This is a genomic window from Pseudomonas cucumis (assembly GCF_030687935.1).
Lineage (GTDB): Bacteria > Pseudomonadota > Gammaproteobacteria > Pseudomonadales > Pseudomonadaceae > Aquipseudomonas > Aquipseudomonas cucumis.
In genome coordinates, this window is the sequence record NZ_CP117454.1 from 523,397 (window position 1) to 544,827 (window position 21,431).

Below are 21,431 nucleotides of genomic sequence, written 5' to 3' on the forward strand. Positions count from 1 at the left end.
CAGGCAGTCATGAGCGCACGCAAACAACAATTGCTTAAACGCCATCGCCAGCGCAAACGCGTGGTGCTGATCGGGGCGTTGTTGGCTGCATTACTATTTGGCATTTTTGTCGCGTGGTGGCCGTTGCCGCTGTTCCTGCTGCTGGGCTGGATCACCCATGAAGCCTGGTTCGCCGACCATCTGTTCTATGCCCCGGGCGACGATTATCGCTATGACTTCCCGGCGGGTACGCCGCAATTCCCCGCCACCTTGGTCAATGGTGTCTTGCAGGTTACGGGCGACTTTGGTCTGGCACAAACCCTGGTTTTGCAGGTGCGGGTCAAGAGCCATTGGCTGGGTCGCTTTCTTGACCCCCAGGTATGGATCGGTGACGACCGTCAAGATCTGGAGCGCGGTGTTGCGGGAGAGCGTTTTCTCAATCTGTCAGGGCAAGGCTCGGCGCTGGCAGCCGGGACCCTGACATTACGTGGACGCTTTTGCAGCCTGGTGCCACAGGCGACTTTACACGCCCTGAGTAATCCGGATTTTGGCCAGCAGCGTCTGCTAATCATCGCCCCCCATGCCGATGATGCCGAACTGGCAGCTTTTGGTCTCTATAGTCGGGCGTCCGAGGTGGCTATCGTCACACTGACGCAAGGCGAGATTGAGGCCGAAAACTATCGCGATATGGGCCTCGACACCGCTCAGGCCGCCCGACTCAAGGGGCGCCTGCGCAGTTGGGACAGCCTGGCAGTGCCGCTGTGGGGCGGGGTGCCGCAACAGCAGTGTGTGCAATTGGGCTACTACTGCTTGCAACTGGATGCGATGGCGCAGCAGCCGGAGCAAAGCTTCGGCTCCCGGGAGTCGGGGGAGAGCGATATACGCAATGTGCGTCGGCACAATGCCCTGAGCCTGCCGGGTGACGTCGATGGTCAGCCCCATTGGCGCAACCTGGTGGCTGATCTGGCGCGTCTGCTTGAGCATCACCAGCCCGATGCGGTGCTGACGCCTCATCCCGAACTGGATCCCCACAGCGACCATGTCGCCAGCACTCGCGCCTTGTTGGAGGCGATTGAACTCAGTACCTGGCGCCCGCGTACCCTGCTGCTCTATGCCAATCACCTGCACGACAACGACCGCTGGCCGATGGGCCCGGCGGATTATGGCATTGCCCTGCCGCCGACCATCGAACCGTTGCCAGCTGATGGGCTATGGAGCCCGTTGCTGGACGCGCCAACCCGCATGGACAAAGCCATGGTCTTGGGCATGCAGCACGACTTGCAGGGCCGTCCACCGCTCAAAAGACGTCTGCGCCGGGTGATTCAGCGATTGTTGGCCGGGCGTCGCTGGCCCCGCACAGGTGAAGACGAGTTCTTCCGCAAAGCGGTGCGCCGACACGAACTTTTCTGGGTGCGTCCGCTGGATGCCCCTCCACAGGATGACCGCCGCTGAGCCTCTTTGCTCGCGTGCGGCCGCATTCTTTCGCCATGTTATTATCCGCGACGCTTTTATTGCCCCTGGAGTTTCCATGAAGTTATCCATGCCACGATTCGATCAGGCCCCTGTCCTGGTGGTCGGTGATGTCATGCTCGACCGTTACTGGCATGGTGGTACCTCACGGATTTCCCCTGAGGCGCCGGTACCGGTAGTCAAGGTCGAGCAAATCGAGGACCGCCCGGGCGGTGCCGCCAACGTTGCCCTGAACATTGCCGCGCTCGGTGCGCCGGCCTCGCTGGTCGGCGTGACCGGCGACGACGAAGCGGCCGACAGCCTGGTCAATAGCCTAAAGGGCGCTGGCGTGCGGGCGTTGTTCCAGCGCATTGCGCACCAGCCGACCATCGTCAAGCTGCGGGTGATGAGCCGCCACCAGCAATTGCTGCGTATCGACTTCGAAGAACCTTTCTCCACCGACGCCCTGGCGCTGGGCGAGCAAGTCGACGAATTGCTCGAAGGCATCAAGGTGTTGGTGCTGTCCGACTACGGCAAAGGCGCGCTGAAAAACCATCAGGTACTGATCCAGGCCGCCCGTGCCCGTGGCATTCCGGTGCTGGCCGATCCCAAGGGCAAGGATTTCTCGATCTACCGTGGCGCGAGCTTGATCACCCCCAACCTCAGCGAGTTTGAAACCATCGTCGGCGGTTGCGCCGATGAGCACGAACTGGTGAGCAAGGGCGCGCAACTGATGCACGACCTGGATCTCGGCGCCTTGCTGGTGACCCGTGGCGAGCATGGCATGACCTTGCTGCGACCGGATCACCCGGCGCTGCACCTGCCGGCCCGTGCCCGCGAAGTGTTCGACGTGACCGGTGCCGGTGATACGGTGATTTCTACCCTGGCTGCGGCAATTGCCGCTGGCGAAGAACTGCCCCACGCGGTGGCCCTGGCCAACCTGGCGGCGGGCATCGTGGTCGGCAAGCTCGGTACGGCGGCAATCAGCGCGCCGGAGCTGCGTCGCGCGATTCAGCGTGAAGAAGGTTCCGAGCGTGGTGTGTTGGGGCTGGAGCAGCTGTTGCTGGCGGTCGACGACGCACGTGCGCACAACGAGAAGATTGTATTCACCAACGGCTGTTTCGACATCCTGCATGCCGGCCATGTGACCTACCTCGAACAGGCGCGTGCCCAAGGCGATCGACTGATCGTGGCGGTCAATGACGATGCATCGGTGAGCCGCTTGAAAGGGCCGGGTCGTCCGATCAACAGCGTCGACCGTCGCATGGCGGTACTGGCCGGTCTGGGCGCCGTGGACTGGGTGATTAGTTTCGCTGAAGGCACCCCGGAAAACCTGCTGCGCGAGGTCAAGCCGGATGTGTTGGTCAAGGGCGGCGATTACGGGATCGACCAGGTGGTTGGCGCGGACATCGTCACTGCTTACGGCGGGACCGTGAAAGTGCTGGGGCTGGTGGAAAACAGCTCGACCACGGCGATTGTCGAGAAGATCCGCAATCACTGATAGCCGTGAGAGTGCTTGATCATTCCCACGCTCTGCGTGGGAATGCCTCTTTGGACGCTCTGAGTCCGCTTTGAGACGCGGAGCGTCTCGGGCTGCATTCCCACGCAGGGCGTGGAATGATCAGGGGCGTGCGGCCTTGCGCGGCACGATTCTTTTCAGCAGTTGCTTTGCTTTTCCATGCAAACGGGCCAAACCGGAATCCTTCCCCGGCGGGCTCAAACCCTGTTGCCGCACCCAGTCCTTCCAGCGAATCCGCTCATCCTTCACCAGCCACCCTTCCTGCCGGGCAAAACTCTCCGCCAGATATAGCCCGCGGGTACTCGCCGGGTACAGCTGATCCTTTTTCAGGGTATAGAGCTCGGCCAGCGGCTGGCCGTCCTGCAGTGGCATCAGATACAAATCGGGACGTTTGCGATCAAGCCGGGCCACCAGTTGATCGCCCTCCAGCCGTTCGTCAACATGGAAAAGGCTCAAGGACTTGGCTTCCTTGGGCACGTCCAGGCGCAAATCATAGATCAATTGCAACGACGCAGTCGGCAGATGCACATAAGCCCGCGGGCGCTCGAGCAGCGGCATGTTGGCGCAACGCACCGGCCGCGCCGAGCCGGACAGCGGCGTCAGGCGAAACGGCAGGGCTTCGCGGTAATGCAAGGCGGCCGAGTAGGGCGCCGGTAGCCAGGTGTCATTGAAACGCCCGCTGAGCCAACCTTCCGGGGTTTCCAGCAGGCACTCTTCGGCAATTTCCTGGGTCGCCGTGTGCAGCGGCAGGTTCAGCTCATGGGCCGGCACATAACCGGAGATCAGCTTCAGCACCACATCGCCGCGGTCCTGCCGACGCTGACGCACCAACACCCAGTAATCGCGATTCTGCCAATGCAGGGTCAGGCGCACCGAAACCCCAAGATTCGCCAGCTCCAGGGCAAACCGCTCGCTGTCGGGTACCGTCACCGGGCGGCGACGTTGCAAGGTCTGGGAGAAATTCAGCGGCATCCCGATGCTCTGGTAACTCAGGCCTTCGGGTGTCGCTTCGACGAATAACGGCAGGGTCTTGAAGTTGCTCGGGTTCTTTCTTATCAGCGTACGCGGCATGTCGGCTCCTGCTTAAGGCCGCGTGGGCGGCATCAGTTTCTACGAAGGACCTGGGCAACGGTCGCGACGTTGTGGGCGAGGTGCAGCGGATTGATGGTCCCGACAATAGCACTGGCCACACCCGGGTGTTCAAACAACAACTCGAAGCTGGCGCGCACCGGGTCCACGCCCGGGCTCAAGCAGACGTGGCCGCTGGCCAGGGCTTTTTTGACCAGGATCGCTTTGCCATGAGCAGCAGCATAGTCAATGACCGGCTTCTCGTTCTGTTCGTTCAGATTGTAGGTGACCATCGCGCAATCACCTTGTTCCAGAGCCTTCAAGCCGCCTTCGACGGTTTTGCCGGAAAAACCGAAACCGCGAATCTTGCCTTCGCGCTTGAGCACGGCGAGGGTCGCATAGACCTCGCTGTCATTGAGGATCGCCAGGTCATTGCCGTCGGAATGCACCAGCACCAGATCGATAACATCCGTCTCCAGACGTTGCAGGCTGCGTTCCACCGACAGGCGAGTATGGGTGGCGCTGAAGTCGTGACGTGACTGGCCGTCGGTAAACTCTTCGCCGACCTTGCTGACGATCACCCAGTCTTGACGCTGACCACGCAGCAATGGGCCAAGACGTTCTTCGCTGCGGCCATAGGCCGGCGCGGTGTCGATCAGGTTGATGCCCAGGTCGCGCGCGAGTTTGAGCAGCATGCGCGCTTCGTCATCGCCGGGGATCTGGAAACCATTGGGGTATTTCACCCCTTGATCGCGGCCAAGTTTCACCGTGCCCAGGCCCAGTGGTGATACCAGCAGGCCGGTGCTGCCCAAAGGGCGATGCAGATCGTGCAGGGTGGGTTGGCTCATGGCAGCAGTTGCTCCCAGGCAGGGACGCCCATCGGCGGTTTCGGCAGTTCCGGCAGCGGCGCGGGATGGCTCGGTTGAATGCCGTCGCGTTGCAGTGCGGTGAGGACGCGGTCAGCGAAGTCCGGTGCGAGGGCCAGTTTGGTCGGCCACCCCACCAGCAGGCGATCCTGCTCGGCGAGGAAGGCGTTGTCCGGACGAGTCAGGCCCGATTGCAGCGGCTCCGCGCGTTCGACCCGCAAGGTCGCCCACTGTGCGGTGCTCAAGTCGATCCACGGCAGCAGGTTGCCGAGTTCCTTTTGCGCGCTGGCGATCTGCGCCGCAGGCTCGCGCGCCACGCCCTCAGCTTCGGCGATGTCGCCTCCCACATACCAGACCCACTGGCCATCGGCGGCCGGGTGAGTGGTCACGGTGACGCGCGGCTTTGGCCCGCCGCCCAGGCAATGGGCGTAAAGCGGTTTGAGGCCCGGGCCTTTGACGATGATCATGTGCAGGGGACGACGCTGCATGGCCGGTTGGCTCAGGCCCAGCGCAGTGAGCAGGTCGGCGGTGCCGGCACCGGCGCTGAGAACGATGCGCTGGGCGCGGATCTCGCGTTCGTCGACTTTCAAGCCGACCAGTTCGCCGTTTTCCAGCAGCGGTTCGATGTGCTGACCGGCCAGCAGGCCGTCGCCAGCCAGATCGGCCAGGCGCTGGATCAGGCTCGGCACGTCGACCACCAGTTCTGTCAGGCGATAGACCTTGCCCTTGAAGCGCTTGTCTTGCAGCGCCGGCGGCAATTGATCGCCTTTAACCTGATCGACCCGCCCGCGCACGGCTTTGCTGGCGAAAAAACTGGTGAGGTTGCCGGCGAGGGTGCCGGGGGACCAGAGGTAATGGGCGTCGGACAACACGTGCACGCCGGACAGGTCCAGTTCGCCGTCGCCGGCCAGCGCTTCACGCCAGCGACGCGGCATGTCGGCGATGGCTTCCGAGGCACCGGTCAGGGCCCCGTGCAACGCGTACTTGGCGCCGCCGTGGATGATGCCCTGGGACTTCAGGCTCTGCCCGCCGCCGAGGCTGGCGCTTTCCACCAGCACGGTTGAAAAACCCTGGCGGCGCAGGCGCGCATTCAGCCAGAGGCCGGCGACACCAGCGCCGACAATCAGAACGTCGGTGGAAATAACAGATGGCATGCAGCGACCTCAGTGTTCAAGACGAGGGCGCAGTATACAGATTCATGCCGGACGCAATCCTTGTAGCAGCTGCCGAAGGCTGCGTTCGAGGACGAAGTCCTCGGCCTTCGATCTGTCTCGGGAGCGGTGTTGTCAGGTTTTACGACTGCTTCGCCGCCGAACGCAGCCTTCGGCAACTGCTACAGAGAACCGTGCAACACGATTTACCTGCGAGCTGCCGAAGGCTGTGATCTTTTCTTTCAATGCCCGGCAGTTTTCGAGAACAGCTGGATAACCACCACACCCAGCACAATCAGCGCCATCCCCAGCATCGCCGGTACATCCAGCTTCTGCCCGTAGATAAACAGCGCCGCGATGCTGACCATCACGATCCCCATGCCGGCCCATACCGCGTAAGCCACGCCCACCGGAACGCTGCGCACCACCAGGGTCAACATCCAGAACGCAATGCCGTAACCGACGATGACCAGCAGCAGCGGCAGTGGCGTGCTGAAACCCTTGACCGCTTTCATCGAAACAGTAGCGATCACTTCGGCGCAGATGGCGATGGCCAGGTAGTAGTAAGCGGTCATGGGTCAATCCTCGTGTGAAGTGTTGCTTTCTGAGGTCGGCATTCTAGAGATTCGCCAGATGCGGTAAAGTCATTACCTATCTGTTCTGAAGATGGGTTGAGCCATGAACATGCAATGGAATCTGGAACAGCTGCGCTTGTTTGTCAGCGTCGCGGAACAACGTTCGTTTTCCGCGGTGGCGCGGGATCAGCGCAAGGCACAGTCGGCGGTCAGCAGTTCGATTGCGCTGCTGGAAGAGGACTTGGGCGTCAGCCTGTTCGATCGCAGCAGTGGTCGTCAGCCGAAACTCACCGAGGCCGGCACCGCCCTGCTTGAAGAGGCGCGGGAAGTGCTGCGCCAATGTGAGCGCCTCAACGGCCGGGCACTGGCGATGATGCGTGGCCAGGAAGCGAGCCTGCGGGTGGCTCAGGACGAGGCGATGCCCTATCAAGCGGTGGTTGAAAGCTTTGAGGCACTGGCGGAAAAGTTTCCCAGCCTTGAAGTGCAGCTGACCAGCGCTGCCCAAGGTGATGTCGCGCGCAAATTGGTGGAGCGCCGGGCCGACCTGGGCTTGCTGTTTTATCACGACCAGATTCCCGAAGCCCTCGAGCGGCGAGTGCTGGGCAGCGTCGAGATGGTCACGGTGTGCGGCGCGGGGCATCCCTTGGCGCAGCAGACGCAGGTCGACTGCCAGCAATTGGCGCAGCATCGACAGTTGCTGATGTCCACGCAGTCCAGCGTCTATCCCGGCAGTGAGCCGGCCAGCCCGCAGGTCTGGCGCGCCGACAGTTTCTACGTGATGGCCGAATGGGTGATGCGCGGTCTCGGCTGGGCCTGGTTGCCGCGACATGTGGTGCAATACCCGGCATATCAGGACCAGATGGTCGAACTGGCCAGCGAATGGACTCCGCCGGCATTGATTGTGGAGCTGGTCTGGCGTCGCGATGAGCCCCTCGGCCCGGCGGCTCGTTGGCTGGCGGAACGTTTTGCCGTGCACTTGCAGGCGATCGGCTAAAAAACCGATAAACTCCGCCGCCATGAATAGAACTCTCTACACCGCGCTGTTTTATCTGGGGCTGCCATTGGTAGCGATTCGGCTTTGGCTGCGGGCGCGCAAGGCGCCGGCGTACGCCAAGCGCATTGGCGAACGTTTCTCCCTCGGGTTGCCGGCGATGAAAACGGGCGGTATCTGGGTGCACGCGGTGTCGGTGGGTGAAAGCATTGCCGCAGCGCCGATGATTCGCGCCTTGCTGCAACGTTATCCACAGTTGCCCATTACCGTCACCTGCATGACCCCGACCGGGTCCGAGCGCATCCAGGCACTGTTCGCCAACGAGCCGCGCATCCAGCACTGCTATTTGCCTTATGACTTGCCCTGCGCCGCGGCGCGATTCCTTGACCGGGCCCGGCCGAAACTGGCGGTGATCATGGAAACCGAACTCTGGCCCAACCATATCCACCAATGCGCCAAACGCGGGATTCCCGTGGCCTTGGCCAATGCGCGACTGTCCGAACGCTCAGCCAGGGGCTATGGCCGTTTCAGTAAGCTGACCCAGCCGATGCTTGCCGAGATGAACCTGTTCGCGGTGCAGACCGAAGCCGAGGCGCAGCGCTTCCGGGATTTGGGCGCACGCCCGGAAACCGTCGAAGTGACTGGTTCGATCAAGTTCGACCTGACCATCGACCCGCAACTACTGCAGCGTGCCGGCGAATTGCGTGCACAGTGGCAGGCGCAGGATCGCCCGGTATGGATCGCCGCGAGTACCCATGAAGGTGAAGACGAAGTGGTGCTGGCTGCCCATCGTCGGCTGCTGGCCAATCATCCCGATGCCTTGCTGATTCTGGTGCCCCGCCATCCGGAACGTTTCAACCCGGTGTTCGAATTGTGCCGACAGCAGGGTTTCGCCACGGTGCGGCGTTCGACAGGCGAGCCGGTTACCGCAAGCACTTCGGTGCTGCTGGGCGACACCATGGGCGAGTTGTTGTTTCTCTACGCCTTGGCCGACAGCGCTTTTGTCGGCGGCAGCCTGGTGCCCAACGGCGGTCATAACCTGCTGGAGCCGGCGGCCCTGGCCAAACCGGTGCTCAGTGGGCCGCACCTGTTCAACTTCCTTGAAATCGCCGCGCAGTTGCGCAGTGCCGGGGCGTTGGCCGAGGTCGATGATGCCGAAGGTCTGGCGCTGGCGGTGCAGCGGTTGTTCGAATTGCCGAGCGATGCGCAGCGAATGGCAGAGGCGGGACTGAAAGTGATGCGCACCAATCAAGGTGCGTTGCAGCGGTTGCTGGATGGGTTGGGCAGGTTGATCGAGCGTTAGGCTGAGTTGCCTGAATGAAAAGATCGCAGCCTGCGGCAGCTCCTACATTGGGATTGATGTACACCCTGTAGGAGCTGCCGAAGGCTGCGATCTTTTGATCTTTTGCTTTTATTGAGCAGGATTAGCCCGTAATTGCTCCGCCGCAGCCTTGGCCAGATCCGGTGGCAGGAAGTCCTTGTCCGGGTTGTAGTCGGGTTTGAGGTAACGCGTCAGGTCCTGCAAATCCCCCGGGTTCAAAGTGCCGGCGGCCTGCTTCAAGCGCAGGTTGTCGAGGATGTAGTCGTAGCGGGTGTTGTTGTAGTTGCGCACCGAGGTGTACAGCTGACGCTGGGCATCGAGTACGTCGACGATGTTGCGCGTCCCCACCTGATAACCGATTTCGGTCGCTTCCACCGCGCTCTGGTTGGAGATGATCGACTGTCGGCGGGCCTGCACCTGCTCGACGTCGGTGTTCACGGCGCGGTGCAGGTTGCGGGTGTTTTCCACGACCTGACGACGCAGGGCTTCGCGTTGCTGCTCGGACTGAGTCAGCCGCGAGTAGGACTCACGCACTTGCGAGCTGGTCAGGCCGCCACTGTAGAGCGGGATGTTCAGTTGCAGGCCAACCGTGCGCTGCTCGACATCGCCGCCGTAACGCACGCCGTTCGGATTCGGGTTGGTAAAGCCGAGGGCGTCGTTGTCACCTTTCTGGTATTGCGCGACCGCATCCAGGGTGGGCGCGTGTCCGGCCTTGCGCTGCTTGAGAGTCTCCTCGGCGGCGCTCACCGCGTAGTTGCTGGCCAGCAAATTCAGGTTCTGTTTGGCGGCGGTGTCGACCCAGGCTTTGGCATCGTTCGGTGCCGGCGGCAGGATTGGCAAGGTGTGGACGATGCCCTGAATCGAGTTGTACTGGCGGTTGGTCAGAGTGATCAGCGCTTCGAACGCATCATCTACCTGACGCTGAGCGAGAATCCGGTTGGCCCGCGCCGTGTCGTAACTGGCTTGGGATTGCAACACGTCGGTCTTGTCCGACAGGCCAACGTCGAAGCGCTCGTTGGACTGATCGAGTTGACGCTTGAACGCCGCTTCTTCGGCTTTGGTCGAGGCCAGGGTGTCCTGGCTGCGCAGCACGTTGAAGTAGCTTTCGGCGCTTTGCAGAATCAGGTTCTGTTCGGTGGCCGAGAGTTGCAAGGCTGCCTGTTCGTTGACGTCTTTGGCGGCCTGCAACTGGAACCAGCGATCGGCACGGAAAATCGGTTGCGAGAGGGTCGCCTGATACACCGTGCCACTGCGGGTCGAGGTCAGCGATGGCTGATCGAGCGAGGTGCGGGTGTTGTTCAGATCGGCACCGGCGGACAGGTTGGGCAACAGTCCGGCGCGAGCCTGGGGCACGACTTCCTTCTGGGCACCGTATTGGGCGCGGGCGGCGGCGATGTCGGCGTTGTTGTCCACCGCTTCCTGATAGACGCTGACCAGGTCAGTCTTGGTCGATAAGGGCGCTTCAGCTGCCCAGGCCATTCCATTGGACGCACAAGACACGGCAAGGGCCAGTGAGAGTTTGCGCAGCATGAGGCCATCCCTAAAAAATTATGCTGATAATTTGAGCGCCAAGGCTACGGCGCGGCGCCCTGCAGCGTCAAGGCGCGGCACGGCGTAGCGAGTGTAGTTGCACGCAGGCACGGCAACAATCCTGCGATTGCGCCATTCATCATGGTGTTTGCTGCGGAGTTGGCGTTCTTTGCCGGTTGTGTCTAGACTGGCCGGGTTCTTGTCGGGGTGCCTTGCTATGAGGCTGAGATCGAATAATTTCGGATCCCGTTGAACCTGATCAGGTTAGCGCCTGCGTAGGGAACAAGATTTCTCGTCACCCGGCGAGTCCTCTTGTGCTTCGTCCGGGATGTTGTTCGACAATCGAACACCCCTCGAGCACCGAGCACAGCACGGCTGGTTATCCCAGCGCCCGTGCGTCCATTCGTTTACAGGTTCGCTCCGACAAAAATCCACTGCCTGGATGTGTGTCTGGAGAGCCCGTGATGACTACAAAATCAAAAATCGAAACCAATCTGAGTGACTCGGCCAAGGTCGATCAGCAATCGGTTCAGCCGTTTACCCGCTCGCAAAAAATCTATGTCCAGGGCACTCGCCCGGACATCCTCGTGCCAATGCGTGAAATCAGCCTTGATGTGACCCCGACCGATTTCGGCGGCGAAATCAACGCGCCGGTGGTGGTGTATGACACCTCGGGCCCGTACACCGACCCCAATGTCATCATCGACGTGCGCAAAGGCCTGGCCGACGTGCGTTCACCGTGGATCGAGTCCCGTGGCGACACCGAACGTCTGCCCGGCTTGAGCTCCAACTTCGGCCAGGAACGTCTCGCCGACCCGGAACTGACCAAGCTGCGTTTCGCCCACGTCAACAACCCGCGTCGCGCCAAGCCGGGTGCCAACGTCAGCCAGATGCACTATGCCCGCAAAGGCATCATCACCGCCGAGATGGAATACGTCGCCATCCGCGAAAACATGAAGCTCGAAGTGGCCCGTGCTGCCGGCCTGCTGGATCAGCAACACGCCGGCTACAGCTTCGGCGCCAGCGTGCCGAAAATCATCACGCCGGAATTTGTCCGTGAAGAGATCGCCCGCGGTCGCGCGATCATTCCGGCCAACATCAACCACACCGAACTGGAACCGATGATCATCGGCCGTAACTTCCTGGTGAAGATCAACGGCAACATCGGCAACAGTGCACTGGGTTCGTCCATCGAAGAGGAAGTGGCGAAACTGACCTGGGGTATTCGCTGGGGTTCGGACACGGTCATGGACTTGTCCACCGGCAAGCACATTCACGAAACCCGCGAATGGATCATCCGTAACTCGCCGGTGCCGATCGGTACCGTGCCGATCTATCAGGCCCTGGAAAAAGTCGGCGGCGCCGCTGAAGACCTGACCTGGGAGCTGTTCCGCGACACGCTGATCGAGCAGGCCGAGCAGGGCGTCGACTACTTCACCATCCACGCCGGTGTGTTGCTGCGCTACGTGCCGTTGACCGCCAAGCGCGTGACCGGCATCGTCTCCCGTGGCGGTTCGATCATGGCCAAGTGGTGTCTGGCGCATCACAAGGAAAACTTCCTCTACACCCATTTCGAAGACATCTGCGAAATCATGAAGGCCTACGACGTCAGCTTCTCGCTGGGCGATGGCCTGCGTCCGGGCTCGATTGCCGACGCCAACGACGCCGCACAATTCGGTGAGCTGGAAACCCTCGGCGAACTGACCAAGATCGCCTGGAAGCACGACGTACAATGCATGATCGAAGGCCCGGGCCACGTGCCGATGCAGTTGATCAAAGAGAACATGGACAAGCAGCTCGAGTGCTGCGACGAGGCGCCGTTCTACACCCTCGGCCCACTGACCACCGACATCGCTCCAGGCTACGACCACATCACCTCCGGTATCGGTGCGGCGATGATCGGCTGGTTCGGTTGCGCCATGCTCTGCTACGTCACACCGAAGGAACACCTCGGCCTGCCGAACAAGGATGACGTGAAGACCGGGATCATCACCTACAAGATCGCCGCTCACGCTGCCGACCTTGCGAAGGGGCATCCGGGCGCACAGATTCGCGACAATGCCTTGAGCAAGGCGCGTTTCGAATTCCGTTGGGAAGACCAGTTCAACCTCGGTCTGGACCCGGACACCGCGCGCTCGTACCACGACGAAACCCTGCCGAAGGATTCGGCCAAGGTCGCGCACTTCTGCTCCATGTGCGGGCCGAAATTCTGCTCGATGAAGATCACCCAGGAAGTCCGCGAATACGCGGCCAACCAGCGGATCGAAACGGTCGATGCGGAAGTTGCGCAGGGATTGGCGGAACAGGCTGAGCGCTTCAAGCAGGAAGGCAGTCAGTTGTACAAGAAGGTTTGATCCCGTACTGATCGTTCCCACGCTCCGCGTGGGAATGCAGCCCGTGACGCTCCGCGTCCCTAGAGGCATTCCTACGCAGAGCGTCGGAACGATCACAACACCTGCCTCTCTGAGATAACACCCCTTGAGCATCCAACCCAGCACTTATTCCCCGGATTGCGCGGTGCCGACCGACAAGCGTGTCTTCGGCGGCCGTGATCTGTGTTCCCTGTGGTTCTCCCTCGGCATCGGCCTGATGGTGCTGCAGACCGGCGCGCTGCTCGCACCCGGTCTGGGTCTGTCCGGCTCGTTGCTGGCGATTTTTCTCGGCACGCTGGTCGGCGTCCTGCTCCTGGCCGCCGTCGGCGTGATCGGTAGCGATACCGGTCTGTCGTCGATGACGGCACTCAAGCTCAGCCTCGGCAAACACGGCGCGAGCCTTCCGGCGGTGTTAAACCTGCTGCAACTGATCGGTTGGGGTTCATTCGAAATCATTGTGATGCGCGACGCTGCCAGCCTGCTTGGCGCCCGTGCCTTTAGCGAAGGTGGCCTGCTGTCGAGTCCTCTGTTGTGGACGCTGTTCTTCGGTGCATTGGCAACTCTGCTCGCTGTCAGTGGCCCATTGACCTTTGTGCGCAAAATCCTGCGCAAGTGGGGCATCTGGCTGTTGCTGGCCGCGTGCATTTGGCTGACCTGGAACCTGTTCGCCAAGGCCGATCTGACGGCGTTGTGGGCACAGGCCGGTGATGGTTCGATGCCGTTTGCCGTGGGCTTCGACATTGCGATTGCCATGCCGCTGTCCTGGCTGCCGCTGATTGCCGACTACTCGCGGTTCGGCAAGCGCGCGAAGAATGTCTTCGGCGGTACGGCGCTGGGCTTCTTTATCGGTAACTTTTGGTTGATGAGTCTGGGCGTGGCCTACACCCTGGCGTTCGCGCCGAGCGGTGAAGTGAATGCCTTGCTGCTGGCGTTGGCCGGTGCAGGTTTGGGGATTCCGTTGTTGCTGATTCTGCTGGACGAGTCGGAAAATGCCTTTGCCGATATTCACTCGGCGGCGGTGTCCAGCGGGATTCTGTTGCGCTTGAAAGTCGAGCATCTGGCCTTGGCGATCGGCGTGATCTGCACGCTGATAGCTTGTCTGGCGCCATTGGCCCAGTACCAGAACTTCCTGCTGTTGATCGGCTCGGTGTTTGCGCCGCTGTTCGGCGTGGTGCTGGTGGATCACTTCATCCTGCGCAAGCGCAGTGCTCACGTAACGTCAGCCGCATTGCGCTGGCCGGCGTTGCTCGCCTGGTTGGGCGGTGTGAGCACCTATCATTTGCTGGCCAATCTCTATCCGGACATCGGCGCAACCCTGCCGTCGCTGGTACTGGCAGGGCTGCTGCAATTGCTGCTCGGTCGAGCCTTCAGCTACGGCCGGGAAACAGCTCGGGCTTGAGAATGCCGTTCAGGCGCGGGTAGGGGATCTTCAGTTCGACGTGGCCCAATGCGTAAGGCGCGATGGTGCTCACTTCGTACTTGAGGATCACCCCGCCGTAGGTCAGCGCCACGTTTTGGGTTTTCACGAAAGGCCAGCTCTTCACGAACTCCGGTTCCTGATCGAGCTTGGTGCTGATCAGCCAGCTGTTGTGCGCCACTTGGGCCGCTTTCCAGAACGCCTCTTCCTGCCCCGGGATCAACATGTCCGAGAGGGTCAGCGCCTTATGCTGTTGACGTGAATAGTTGATGAAGCCGCGGCCCGGCGTGCCATGGGCACCGCCAGTATCCAGATAGCTGGACAATTCAACGATCACCAAGCCGTCATGCTGCTCACGTACCTTGGCTTGCAAGTAGCTGCTGTAGCGCGGGCCGGCACTGCTCAAAAACTGCTCGCGATAGGCCGCCAGCGTCGGCGCTACGGGGGCTTCGGGTGAGGTGCGGGTCATTTGCAGCAGGCGTTTTTCGATGAGGCTGTCAAGCGCAGGCTCGTCCGGGAAACGCAGGGTATCGATGTTCACCAACGGGCAGTCAGGGGTCGTGCAGCCTGGTTTCAACTGTTCCGATGCGTCGCGGATAGTTTCCAGCGGCGCCCGGTAGTTGGGCTGGAACAAACTCTGGCAGGCGCCCAGGGTCAGGGCGATTGCGGCCACGGAGGCGATTTTAAAAAGCGACATGGGCGTCCTTCATAAAACAGGGAAAGGCGAAAAGTTACCCGCTTCGACTCTCAACGAAGCAGTCAGTTCGCCACTAAGCTAATTAGAGTTGGTTTCGCCCTCACCGTCTATCCCGCTGACTGGAAAGGGGCTGCATCAAACATCGCGGGCGCGTTAGGATGGCGCGAAGTCGAGGTTGCAAGTAACGAGTTGCAAGTAAAAAAAAGGAACCTCATAACGGATTTGCAGTAAAGAGGATTGTCATGACTGATTTTGCCAACGCCATTCCGACCGCCGTTGATATTGTTCGGCGCGAAAAGTGCTACGAGGGCTTCTACAAGCTCGACCGCGTGCACTTGCGTCACGAATTGTTCGCCGGTGGCATGAGTCGCGAGATCAATCGTGAACTGTTCGTGCGCCATGATGCGGTGTGCGTGCTGCCTTACGATCCGCAGCGCGATGAAGTGGTGCTGATCGAGCAGTTTCGCGTTGGCGCCATGGGCAAGACCGACAACCCGTGGCTGATCGAACTGGTCGCCGGTCTGATCGACAAGGATGAAGTACCGGAAGAAGTTGCTCACCGCGAAGCGCAGGAGGAAGCTGGGCTTGTATTCGGGGCGCTCTGGCCGATGACCAAATATTTTCCATCGCCGGGCGGCAGTAATGAATTCGTGCACTTGTACCTGGGGCGTTGCGAGACAACCGGGGTTGGCGGCCTGCATGGGCTGGAGGAAGAGGCAGAAGATATTCGCGTCACGGTCTGGGCGTTCGAAGATGCCCTGCAAGCCGTACGCGACGGACGTATTGCCAACGCGCCAAGCATCATCGCCTTGCAATGGCTGGCTTTGAACCGCGTTGAAGTGAGGGGGTTATGGTCGTAAACAAGCTGCGCGATCGCTACCGGATCGATCTCGTGGGGCTACAAGCCTCCTGCGAGGCCAACTACGCGCGCCTGATGCGACTGTTGCCGGATATGCGTAGCGAGCCGCAGGCTCGGCGCATTGCCGTGACCCACGGCGACCAGATGCTTGGCGTACTGGCCCTCGAAGTGCTGCAGGTCTGTCCGTACACCACAACCCTGCAAGTGCGCCAGGAGCACAGCCTGCCGTGGCTGCCGGTGCCGCAACTGGAAGTTCAGGTGTATCACGACGCATGCATGGCCGAAGTGGTCAGCGCTGAGCATGCACGACGCTTCCGGGGCATCTATCCTTACCCGAACGCCGCGATGCATCAGCCGGATGAAAAGGCTCAGCTCAATCTGTTCCTGGGGGAATGGCTGAGTCACTGTCTGGCATGTGGGCACGAGTACGCAGTCGTTCGGTAGTTGTGAACTGCGTCCGGTTCACAGGTTTCCTCTTTTGATCGTCCCCCAGCATAATTGCGGCACTTACCCATCCCGTGATCACGCCCTGGGAGAACGCCTTGCCGAGCGTATCCACATTGACCACCGCCGATCCGGCGTTGCTGGTGCAACTCTCTGACAGCCATCTGTTTGCCGAAACGGACGGGACATTGCTGGGTATGAATACCCGCGACAGCCTGCAAAAGGTCATTGAGCTGGTAAAGCTTCAGCAGCCGCAGATCGATCTGATCATTGCCAGTGGTGATCTTTCCCAGGACGGAACGCTGGAGTCGTATCAGCTGTTTCGCGACCTGACCCGGCAGATCGATGCGCCGGCACGCTGGATTCCCGGTAATCATGACGAGCCGCGGATCATGGCCGAGGCGGCGGTGCACAGTGCATTGCTGGAGCCGGTGGTGGACATCGGCAACTGGCGGGTGACGTTGCTCGATTCGGCGGTGCCGGGTTCGGTGCCGGGGTATTTGCAGGATGAGCAGTTGCAGTTGCTCGTGCGCTCGTTGAGCGAGGCGCCGCAGCGGCATCATCTGGTGTGTTTCCATCATCATCCGGTGTCGATCGGGTGTGCGTGGATGGAGCCTATTGGATTGCGCAATCCAGAAGCGTTGTTCGCGGTGCTGGATCGCTTTCCTCAGGTGCGTGCGGTGTTGTGGGGGCATGTGCATCAGGAAATTGACCAGGAGCGCAACGGTGTACGCCTGATCGCATCGCCCTCGACCTGTATTCAATTCGAGCCGGGCAGTGATGATTTCAAAGTGAGCGAGCAGGCGCCGGGGTATCGGTGGTTGCGGTTGTTGCCAGATGGTCGGCTGGAAACGGGCGTTGAGCGCGTCACCGGTTTCGATTTTCAGATCGATTACGGCTCCAACGGTTACTGATTTATTTGTCATTTCCAAAGATCGAGGCGCAGCCATCGCGGGCAAGCCCGCTCCCACAGGGTTTTGTGAGCGCCTCAAATCCTTGTGGGAGCGAGCCTGCTCGCGATGGCGTCCGCCAAGGCAACCTGATTTCCACGCCTATCCCCGATTCCCCCGACACCCTGTAAACTGCGCCTCTTTACCCGACGCACAGGGAGCTCAAATGTCCGGTTCGATCCTTTATATCCACGGTTTCAACAGCGCGCCTGCGTCGAAAAAGGCCTGTCAGTTGATTAATGTGATGGAACGGCTGGGCTTGAGCGATCAGTTGCGTGTGCCGGCCTTGCATCACCATCCTCGCGAGGCCATCGGTCAGCTGGAGGAGGCGATTGCCGAGCTGGGGCGGCCACTGCTGGTCGGCAGCTCACTCGGCGGCTACTATGCGACTCACTTGGCCGAGCGCCATGGCTTGAAAGCCCTGTTGATCAATCCTGCCGTCAGCCCGCACCGGATGTTCGACGGGTTCCTGGGGACGCAGAAAAATCTGTATACCGATGAGACTTGGGAATTGACCCACGACCATGTGACGGCCCTGGCCGAGCTGGAAGTGCCGGCGCCCCAGGATCCGCAGCGGTTTCAAGTGTGGTTGCAGACCGGCGATGAAACGCTGGATTATCGCCTCGCCCAGCAGTATTACCGGGCCTGCGCCTTGCGCATTCAGGCGGGCGGCGACCATAGTTTCCAGGGTTTTGCCGAGCAATTGCCGGCAATGCTGAGTTTTGCCGGCATCGGCGCAGATTTGTATCAGGCGATTGATTTCACTGCACTGTGATCTGTCGCCTCTTTTTCACAGAACACTTTTTACAGGCGGACGACGAGACCCCATGGCCACTCCCAGCGCTAGCTCTTATAACGCAGACGCCATCGAAGTCCTCTCGGGCCTCGACCCGGTGCGCAAACGCCCCGGCATGTACACCGACACCAGTCGGCCGAACCACCTCGCCCAGGAAGTCATCGACAACAGCGTCGACGAAGCCTTGGCCGGCCATGCAACGTCGGTGCAGGTCATCCTGCACGCCGATCACTCCCTGGAAGTCAGCGATGACGGCCGTGGCATGCCAGTGGACATTCACCCGGAAGAGGGTGTGTCGGGTGTCGAGCTGATCCTCACCAAGCTTCATGCTGGCGGCAAGTTTTCCAACAAGAACTACCAGTTCTCCGGCGGTTTGCACGGGGTGGGTATTTCTGTGGTCAACGCCTTGTCGACCGAAGTCCGGGTGCGTGTAAAGCGTGACGGCAACGAATACCAGATGACTTTCGCTGACGGTTACAAGAAGACCGACCTGGAAGTGATCGGTACCGTCGGCAAGCGCAACACCGGCACCAGCGTGTTTTTCGCGCCGGACCCGAAGTATTTCGATTCGCCGAAATTCTCCATCAGCCGCCTCAAGCATGTGCTCAAGGCCAAGGCCGTTCTGTGCCCGGGGCTGCTGGTCAGTTTTGAAGACAAGGCCACCGGCGAGAAAGTCGAATGGCATTACGAAGACGGTCTGCGCTCCTACTTGGTGGACGCGGTCAGCGAATTCGAACGCCTGCCGAACGAGCCATTCTGCGGCAGCCTGGCTGGCAATAAAGAAGCGGTCGATTGGGCGCTGCTGTGGTTGCCCGAGGGCGGCGACAGCGTCCAGGAAAGCTACGTCAACTTGATCCCGACGGCCCAGGGCGGTACGCACGTCAACGGTCTGCGTCAGGGTTTGCTCGATGCGATGCGCGAGTTCTGTGAGTTCCGCAGCCTGTTGCCGCGCGGTGTGAAGCTGGCGCCGGAAGACGTCTGGGAACGCATCGCGTTCGTCCTGTCGATGAAGATGCAGGAACCGCAATTCTCCGGTCAGACCAAGGAACGCCTGTCATCCCGTGAAGCGGCTGCTTTCGTTTCCGGTGTGGTCAAGGACGCTTTCAGCTTGTGGCTCAACGCTCACCCTGAGACCGGCATGCTGCTGGCGGAACTGGCGATCAACAACGCCGGCCGTCGTCTGAAGGCCAGCAAGAAGGTTGAGCGTAAGCGCATTACCCAAGGTCCGGCGTTGCCGGGCAAACTCGCCGACTGCGCCGGGCAGGACCCGATGCGTTCCGAGCTGTTCCTGGTGGAAGGTGATTCCGCCGGCGGTTCGGCCAAACAGGCGCGGGACAAAGAATTTCAGGCGATCCTGCCATTGCGTGGCAAGATTCTGAACACCTGGGAAGTCGACGGCAGCGAAGTGCTGGCCAGCCAGGAAGTGCACAACATCGCCGTGGCCATCGGTGTGGATCCGGGCTCGGCGGACATCGCCCAGCTGCGTTACGGCAAGATCTGCATCCTCGCCGACGCCGACTCCGACGGTCTGCACATCGCCACGTTGCTCTGCGCTTTGTTCGTCCAGCATTTCCGTCCGCTGGTGGATGCCGGTCACGTCTACGTCGCCATGCCGCCGCTGTACCGTATCGATCTGGGTAAAGAAATTTACTATGCCCTGGACGAGGCCGAGCGCGATGGCATTCTCGATCGTCTGGTGGCCGAGAAGAAACGCGGCAAACCACAGGTCACGCGATTCAAAGGTCTGGGTGAAATGAACCCGCCGCAGCTGCGCGAAACCACCATGGACCCGAACACTCGGCGTCTGGTCCAGTTGACGCTGGAAGATTTCGACGCGACCTCGGAAATGATGGACATGCTGCTGGCGAAAAAACGCGCCGGCGATCGCAAGTCCTGGCTGGAGTCCAAGGGCAACCTGGCCGAGGTTCTGGGCTGATGCGATTTGGCTGGGCCCTGGCGTGTGTGTTGCTGCTGACCTCGGTAACGGTGTCGGCGCAGCCCGTCCCCGAGCTGCGCCTGTTATCCGAGCATGCCGTCGACGGCATGCGCGGCGGCAATCTGTCGGGGCTGGCCCAGTGCGGCAAGGATCTGTGGACCGTTTCGGATCGCGACGATAATCAAATCTATCGCCTCGACACCCGCTACAACACCTGGCACGCCGAAACCGTGCGCATCGAAGTACCTCTTGTGTCCGACAGCGGTTTGCCCTGGGGCTTGCGTTCGCGGACCTGGGCAGCATCGTTCGTGCGAGGCGGAGACCTGGATTTCGAAGGCATCACCTGCGACAGCGCTGGCAATCGTTACATCGTCAGCGAAGCGCACGCCGCTGTGCTGCAAGTTCCGCCAATCGGGCCGGCGTCCTGGCTGAAAATCTCGCCGATGCTGGTACGCGAAGCACGGGCCAGCGGTATGTTGCTGCACTTCAATTCGTTGTTCGAAGGTTTGGCGATCAATCCGGCCGGTGACACGCTGTGGCTGGCCGCCGAGCGTGAACGTCGCGGTTTACTGCTGATCAAGCGCCAGCAAACGGTCTGGGACTGCAAGGGTAGTTGTGTGCTGCTGAGTGAGGCGGGGGTGGAGATGCAGCCAGCACAATTTCCCAAGGCCAGAGCGCGCTCCCGGGATTTTGCCGATCTGTCATTGTTTGACGGCAAATTGTTTACCCTTGAGCGCAATGCCTTTCAGGTTTGCCGTCGCGATGCGATGACGGCCAAGGTCGAGCGCTGCTGGTCGTTTGCCGCCGAGGCCCTGCAGGAAAACCGTCGTTATCCACAGCCCTTTGGGCTGGCGGAAGCGTTGATCGTGGACGCCGACGGTGCCTGGATCGGTATCGACAACAATAATGGGGCGCGCGTCGATGGCGAGAAACGCCCGATTGTCTGGCGCTTTGCCTCGCCTGAAGGTGGCTGGAGTGCCAAGTCATGAGTCAGCAACCGCCAGGCAAACGCGCCGGTCGGGTGTTGATGGTGTTGGCCTGGTGTGCCGCACTGTTTCTGGCAACGCGGTTTTTCGCGTCGTGGGAGGCGCGTCAGCACAATCCCAACACCGTCGTCAGCTCCGAGCAGGGCGAAGGTTTTATCGAAGTGAAGCTGATCAGCAACAGCCAGGGGCATTTTATCGCCACTGGCCAGATCAACGGCCAACCGGTGGATTTCATGCTCGACACCGGCGCAACCGATGTGGCGATCCCGGCCGAAGTGGCCGAACGGCTGAAACTGGAAAAAGGCTTCGGGGTGACCCTGAGCACGGCCAATGGCTTGAGCGAGGGCTATCGAACTCGCCTCGACCGGCTGCAATTGGGCGACATCGTGCTGCGTGACGTTCGCGCGCTGGTGGCTCCCGGTTTGCACGGCAATCAGGTGCTGCTCGGTATGAGCGCGCTGAACAAACTTGAATTTACCCAGCGCGGTGGCACCATGCTGCTGCGCCAGACAACGAACCGATGAG

General features: G+C 60.9%; 19 protein-coding genes and 1 riboswitch. Of the genes, 13 read left to right on the forward strand and 6 right to left on the reverse strand.

All coding sequences use genetic code 11. From position 1 onward, the window contains the following. The first annotated feature begins 9 nt into the window (after positions 1–9). A complete protein-coding gene (locus tag PSH97_RS02260) occupies positions 10–1,431 on the forward strand; it encodes a PIG-L deacetylase family protein (RefSeq protein ID WP_305447934.1) in 1,422 nt (473 codons plus the stop codon). A 76-nt stretch (positions 1,432–1,507) separates the two neighbouring features. Next, complete coding sequence (gene hldE / locus PSH97_RS02265; RefSeq protein ID WP_030130457.1) at positions 1,508–2,929, forward strand: bifunctional D-glycero-beta-D-manno-heptose-7-phosphate kinase/D-glycero-beta-D-manno-heptose 1-phosphate adenylyltransferase HldE; 1,422 nt, start codon at positions 1,508–1,510, stop codon at positions 2,927–2,929. A 120-nt stretch (positions 2,930–3,049) separates the two neighbouring features. On the opposite strand, the gene PSH97_RS02270 is transcribed toward hldE, so the two are convergent. The 4 genes from PSH97_RS02270 to PSH97_RS02285 form a co-directional block, all read right to left on the reverse strand. Next, complete coding sequence (locus PSH97_RS02270) at positions 3,050–4,018, reverse strand: metal ABC transporter ATPase (protein ID WP_305447935.1); 969 nt, start codon at positions 4,016–4,018, stop codon at positions 3,050–3,052. Between the two features lie 32 nt (positions 4,019–4,050). Next, positions 4,051–4,863, reverse strand: coding sequence for an aldo/keto reductase (locus PSH97_RS02275; RefSeq protein ID WP_305447936.1), 813 nt, complete (start codon positions 4,861–4,863; stop codon positions 4,051–4,053). Next, positions 4,860–6,035, reverse strand: coding sequence for an NAD(P)/FAD-dependent oxidoreductase (locus tag PSH97_RS02280; RefSeq protein ID WP_305447937.1), 1,176 nt, complete (start codon positions 6,033–6,035; stop codon positions 4,860–4,862). Before PSH97_RS02280 ends, PSH97_RS02275 begins: the two co-directional genes overlap by 4 nt. A gap of 239 nt (positions 6,036–6,274) precedes the next feature. After that, complete coding sequence (locus tag PSH97_RS02285; RefSeq protein ID WP_305447938.1) at positions 6,275–6,607, reverse strand: DMT family transporter; 333 nt, start codon at positions 6,605–6,607, stop codon at positions 6,275–6,277. A 103-nt stretch (positions 6,608–6,710) separates the two neighbouring features. Here PSH97_RS02285 and PSH97_RS02290 point away from each other — a divergent pair, with 103 nt between their 5' ends. Further along, on the forward strand, positions 6,711–7,601 hold the full coding sequence (locus PSH97_RS02290) for a LysR family transcriptional regulator (protein ID WP_305447939.1): 891 nt from the start codon (positions 6,711–6,713) through the stop codon (positions 7,599–7,601). A 22-nt stretch (positions 7,602–7,623) separates the two neighbouring features. Further along, positions 7,624–8,901 carry a lipid IV(A) 3-deoxy-D-manno-octulosonic acid transferase gene (gene waaA / locus PSH97_RS02295; protein WP_305447940.1) on the forward strand — a complete coding sequence of 426 codons (1,278 nt, stop codon included), beginning with the start codon at positions 7,624–7,626 and terminating at the stop codon, positions 8,899–8,901. A gap of 108 nt (positions 8,902–9,009) precedes the next feature. On the opposite strand, the gene PSH97_RS02300 is transcribed toward waaA, so the two are convergent. Further along, positions 9,010–10,449 (reverse strand): TolC family outer membrane protein, encoded by a 1,440-nt coding sequence (locus PSH97_RS02300; protein WP_305447941.1) that lies wholly within the window; start codon positions 10,447–10,449, stop codon positions 9,010–9,012. Between the two features lie 193 nt (positions 10,450–10,642). Beyond that, positions 10,643–10,748: riboswitch (TPP riboswitch) on the forward strand. A 165-nt stretch (positions 10,749–10,913) separates the two neighbouring features. Between PSH97_RS02300 and thiC the strand changes: the two genes are divergently transcribed. Both thiC and cytX read left to right on the forward strand, forming a co-directional pair. Further along, positions 10,914–12,803, forward strand: coding sequence for a phosphomethylpyrimidine synthase ThiC (gene thiC, locus PSH97_RS02305; RefSeq protein WP_305447942.1), 1,890 nt, complete (start codon positions 10,914–10,916; stop codon positions 12,801–12,803). A 124-nt stretch (positions 12,804–12,927) separates the two neighbouring features. After that, a complete protein-coding gene (cytX, locus tag PSH97_RS02310) occupies positions 12,928–14,220 on the forward strand; it encodes a putative hydroxymethylpyrimidine transporter CytX (protein ID WP_305447943.1) in 1,293 nt (430 codons plus the stop codon). Here cytX and PSH97_RS02315 read toward each other — a convergent pair. Next, the gene (locus tag PSH97_RS02315) at positions 14,189–14,935 is read right to left on the reverse strand and encodes an RsiV family protein (RefSeq protein WP_305447944.1); all 747 of its coding nucleotides are present in this window, start codon (positions 14,933–14,935) and stop codon (positions 14,189–14,191) included. The two genes, cytX and PSH97_RS02315, sit on opposite strands and share 32 nt — an antisense overlap. A 242-nt stretch (positions 14,936–15,177) precedes the next feature. On the opposite strand from PSH97_RS02315, the gene PSH97_RS02320 reads away from it, so the two are divergent. From PSH97_RS02320 to PSH97_RS02350, 7 genes are all read left to right on the forward strand, one after another. After that, positions 15,178–15,795 carry an NUDIX domain-containing protein gene (locus PSH97_RS02320; protein ID WP_305447945.1) on the forward strand — a complete coding sequence of 206 codons (618 nt, stop codon included), beginning with the start codon at positions 15,178–15,180 and terminating at the stop codon, positions 15,793–15,795. Then, positions 15,786–16,238, forward strand: a complete 453-nt coding sequence (locus PSH97_RS02325; protein WP_007902592.1) for a DUF1249 domain-containing protein — start codon at positions 15,786–15,788, stop codon at positions 16,236–16,238. The genes PSH97_RS02320 and PSH97_RS02325 overlap by 10 nt, the downstream gene beginning before the upstream one ends. A gap of 98 nt (positions 16,239–16,336) precedes the next feature. After that, positions 16,337–17,152: a 3',5'-cyclic-AMP phosphodiesterase gene (cpdA, locus tag PSH97_RS02330; protein WP_305447946.1), complete on the forward strand. Its 816-nt coding sequence runs from the start codon at positions 16,337–16,339 to the stop codon at positions 17,150–17,152. 202 nt (positions 17,153–17,354) lie between these two features. Further along, positions 17,355–17,963 carry a YqiA/YcfP family alpha/beta fold hydrolase gene (locus PSH97_RS02335; RefSeq protein ID WP_305447947.1) on the forward strand — a complete coding sequence of 203 codons (609 nt, stop codon included), beginning with the start codon at positions 17,355–17,357 and terminating at the stop codon, positions 17,961–17,963. 52 nt (positions 17,964–18,015) lie between these two features. After that, complete coding sequence (gene parE / locus PSH97_RS02340; protein WP_305447948.1) at positions 18,016–19,920, forward strand: DNA topoisomerase IV subunit B; 1,905 nt, start codon at positions 18,016–18,018, stop codon at positions 19,918–19,920. Then, positions 19,920–20,909 carry an esterase-like activity of phytase family protein gene (locus PSH97_RS02345; protein WP_305447949.1) on the forward strand — a complete coding sequence of 330 codons (990 nt, stop codon included), beginning with the start codon at positions 19,920–19,922 and terminating at the stop codon, positions 20,907–20,909. Before parE ends, PSH97_RS02345 begins: the two co-directional genes overlap by 1 nt. Further along, positions 20,906–21,430, forward strand: a complete 525-nt coding sequence (locus PSH97_RS02350) for a retropepsin-like aspartic protease family protein (RefSeq protein ID WP_305447950.1) — start codon at positions 20,906–20,908, stop codon at positions 21,428–21,430. The genes PSH97_RS02345 and PSH97_RS02350 overlap by 4 nt, the downstream gene beginning before the upstream one ends. Position 21,431: the final 1 nt, after the last annotated feature.

Coding starts and splice junctions, on each gene's coding strand:
- PSH97_RS02350 (WP_305447950.1), top strand. CDS start 20,906: ATGAGTCAGCAACCGCCAGGCAAACGCGCCGGTCGGGTGTTGATGGTG.
- thiC (WP_305447942.1), top strand. CDS start 10,914: ATGACTACAAAATCAAAAATCGAAACCAATCTGAGTGACTCGGCCAAG.
- PSH97_RS02325 (WP_007902592.1), top strand. CDS start 15,786: ATGGTCGTAAACAAGCTGCGCGATCGCTACCGGATCGATCTCGTGGGG.
- PSH97_RS02280 (WP_305447937.1), bottom strand. CDS start 6,035: ATGCCATCTGTTATTTCCACCGACGTTCTGATTGTCGGCGCTGGTGTC.
- PSH97_RS02335 (WP_305447947.1), top strand. CDS start 17,355: ATGTCCGGTTCGATCCTTTATATCCACGGTTTCAACAGCGCGCCTGCG.
- PSH97_RS02270 (WP_305447935.1), bottom strand. CDS start 4,018: ATGCCGCGTACGCTGATAAGAAAGAACCCGAGCAACTTCAAGACCCTG.
- waaA (WP_305447940.1), top strand. CDS start 7,624: ATGAATAGAACTCTCTACACCGCGCTGTTTTATCTGGGGCTGCCATTG.
- PSH97_RS02285 (WP_305447938.1), bottom strand. CDS start 6,607: ATGACCGCTTACTACTACCTGGCCATCGCCATCTGCGCCGAAGTGATC.
- parE (WP_305447948.1), top strand. CDS start 18,016: ATGGCCACTCCCAGCGCTAGCTCTTATAACGCAGACGCCATCGAAGTC.
- PSH97_RS02315 (WP_305447944.1), bottom strand. CDS start 14,935: ATGTCGCTTTTTAAAATCGCCTCCGTGGCCGCAATCGCCCTGACCCTG.
- PSH97_RS02275 (WP_305447936.1), bottom strand. CDS start 4,863: ATGAGCCAACCCACCCTGCACGATCTGCATCGCCCTTTGGGCAGCACC.
- PSH97_RS02320 (WP_305447945.1), top strand. CDS start 15,178: ATGACTGATTTTGCCAACGCCATTCCGACCGCCGTTGATATTGTTCGG.
- PSH97_RS02260 (WP_305447934.1), top strand. CDS start 10: ATGAGCGCACGCAAACAACAATTGCTTAAACGCCATCGCCAGCGCAAA.
- PSH97_RS02290 (WP_305447939.1), top strand. CDS start 6,711: ATGAACATGCAATGGAATCTGGAACAGCTGCGCTTGTTTGTCAGCGTC.
- hldE (WP_030130457.1), top strand. CDS start 1,508: ATGAAGTTATCCATGCCACGATTCGATCAGGCCCCTGTCCTGGTGGTC.
- PSH97_RS02345 (WP_305447949.1), top strand. CDS start 19,920: ATGCGATTTGGCTGGGCCCTGGCGTGTGTGTTGCTGCTGACCTCGGTA.
- PSH97_RS02300 (WP_305447941.1), bottom strand. CDS start 10,449: ATGCTGCGCAAACTCTCACTGGCCCTTGCCGTGTCTTGTGCGTCCAAT.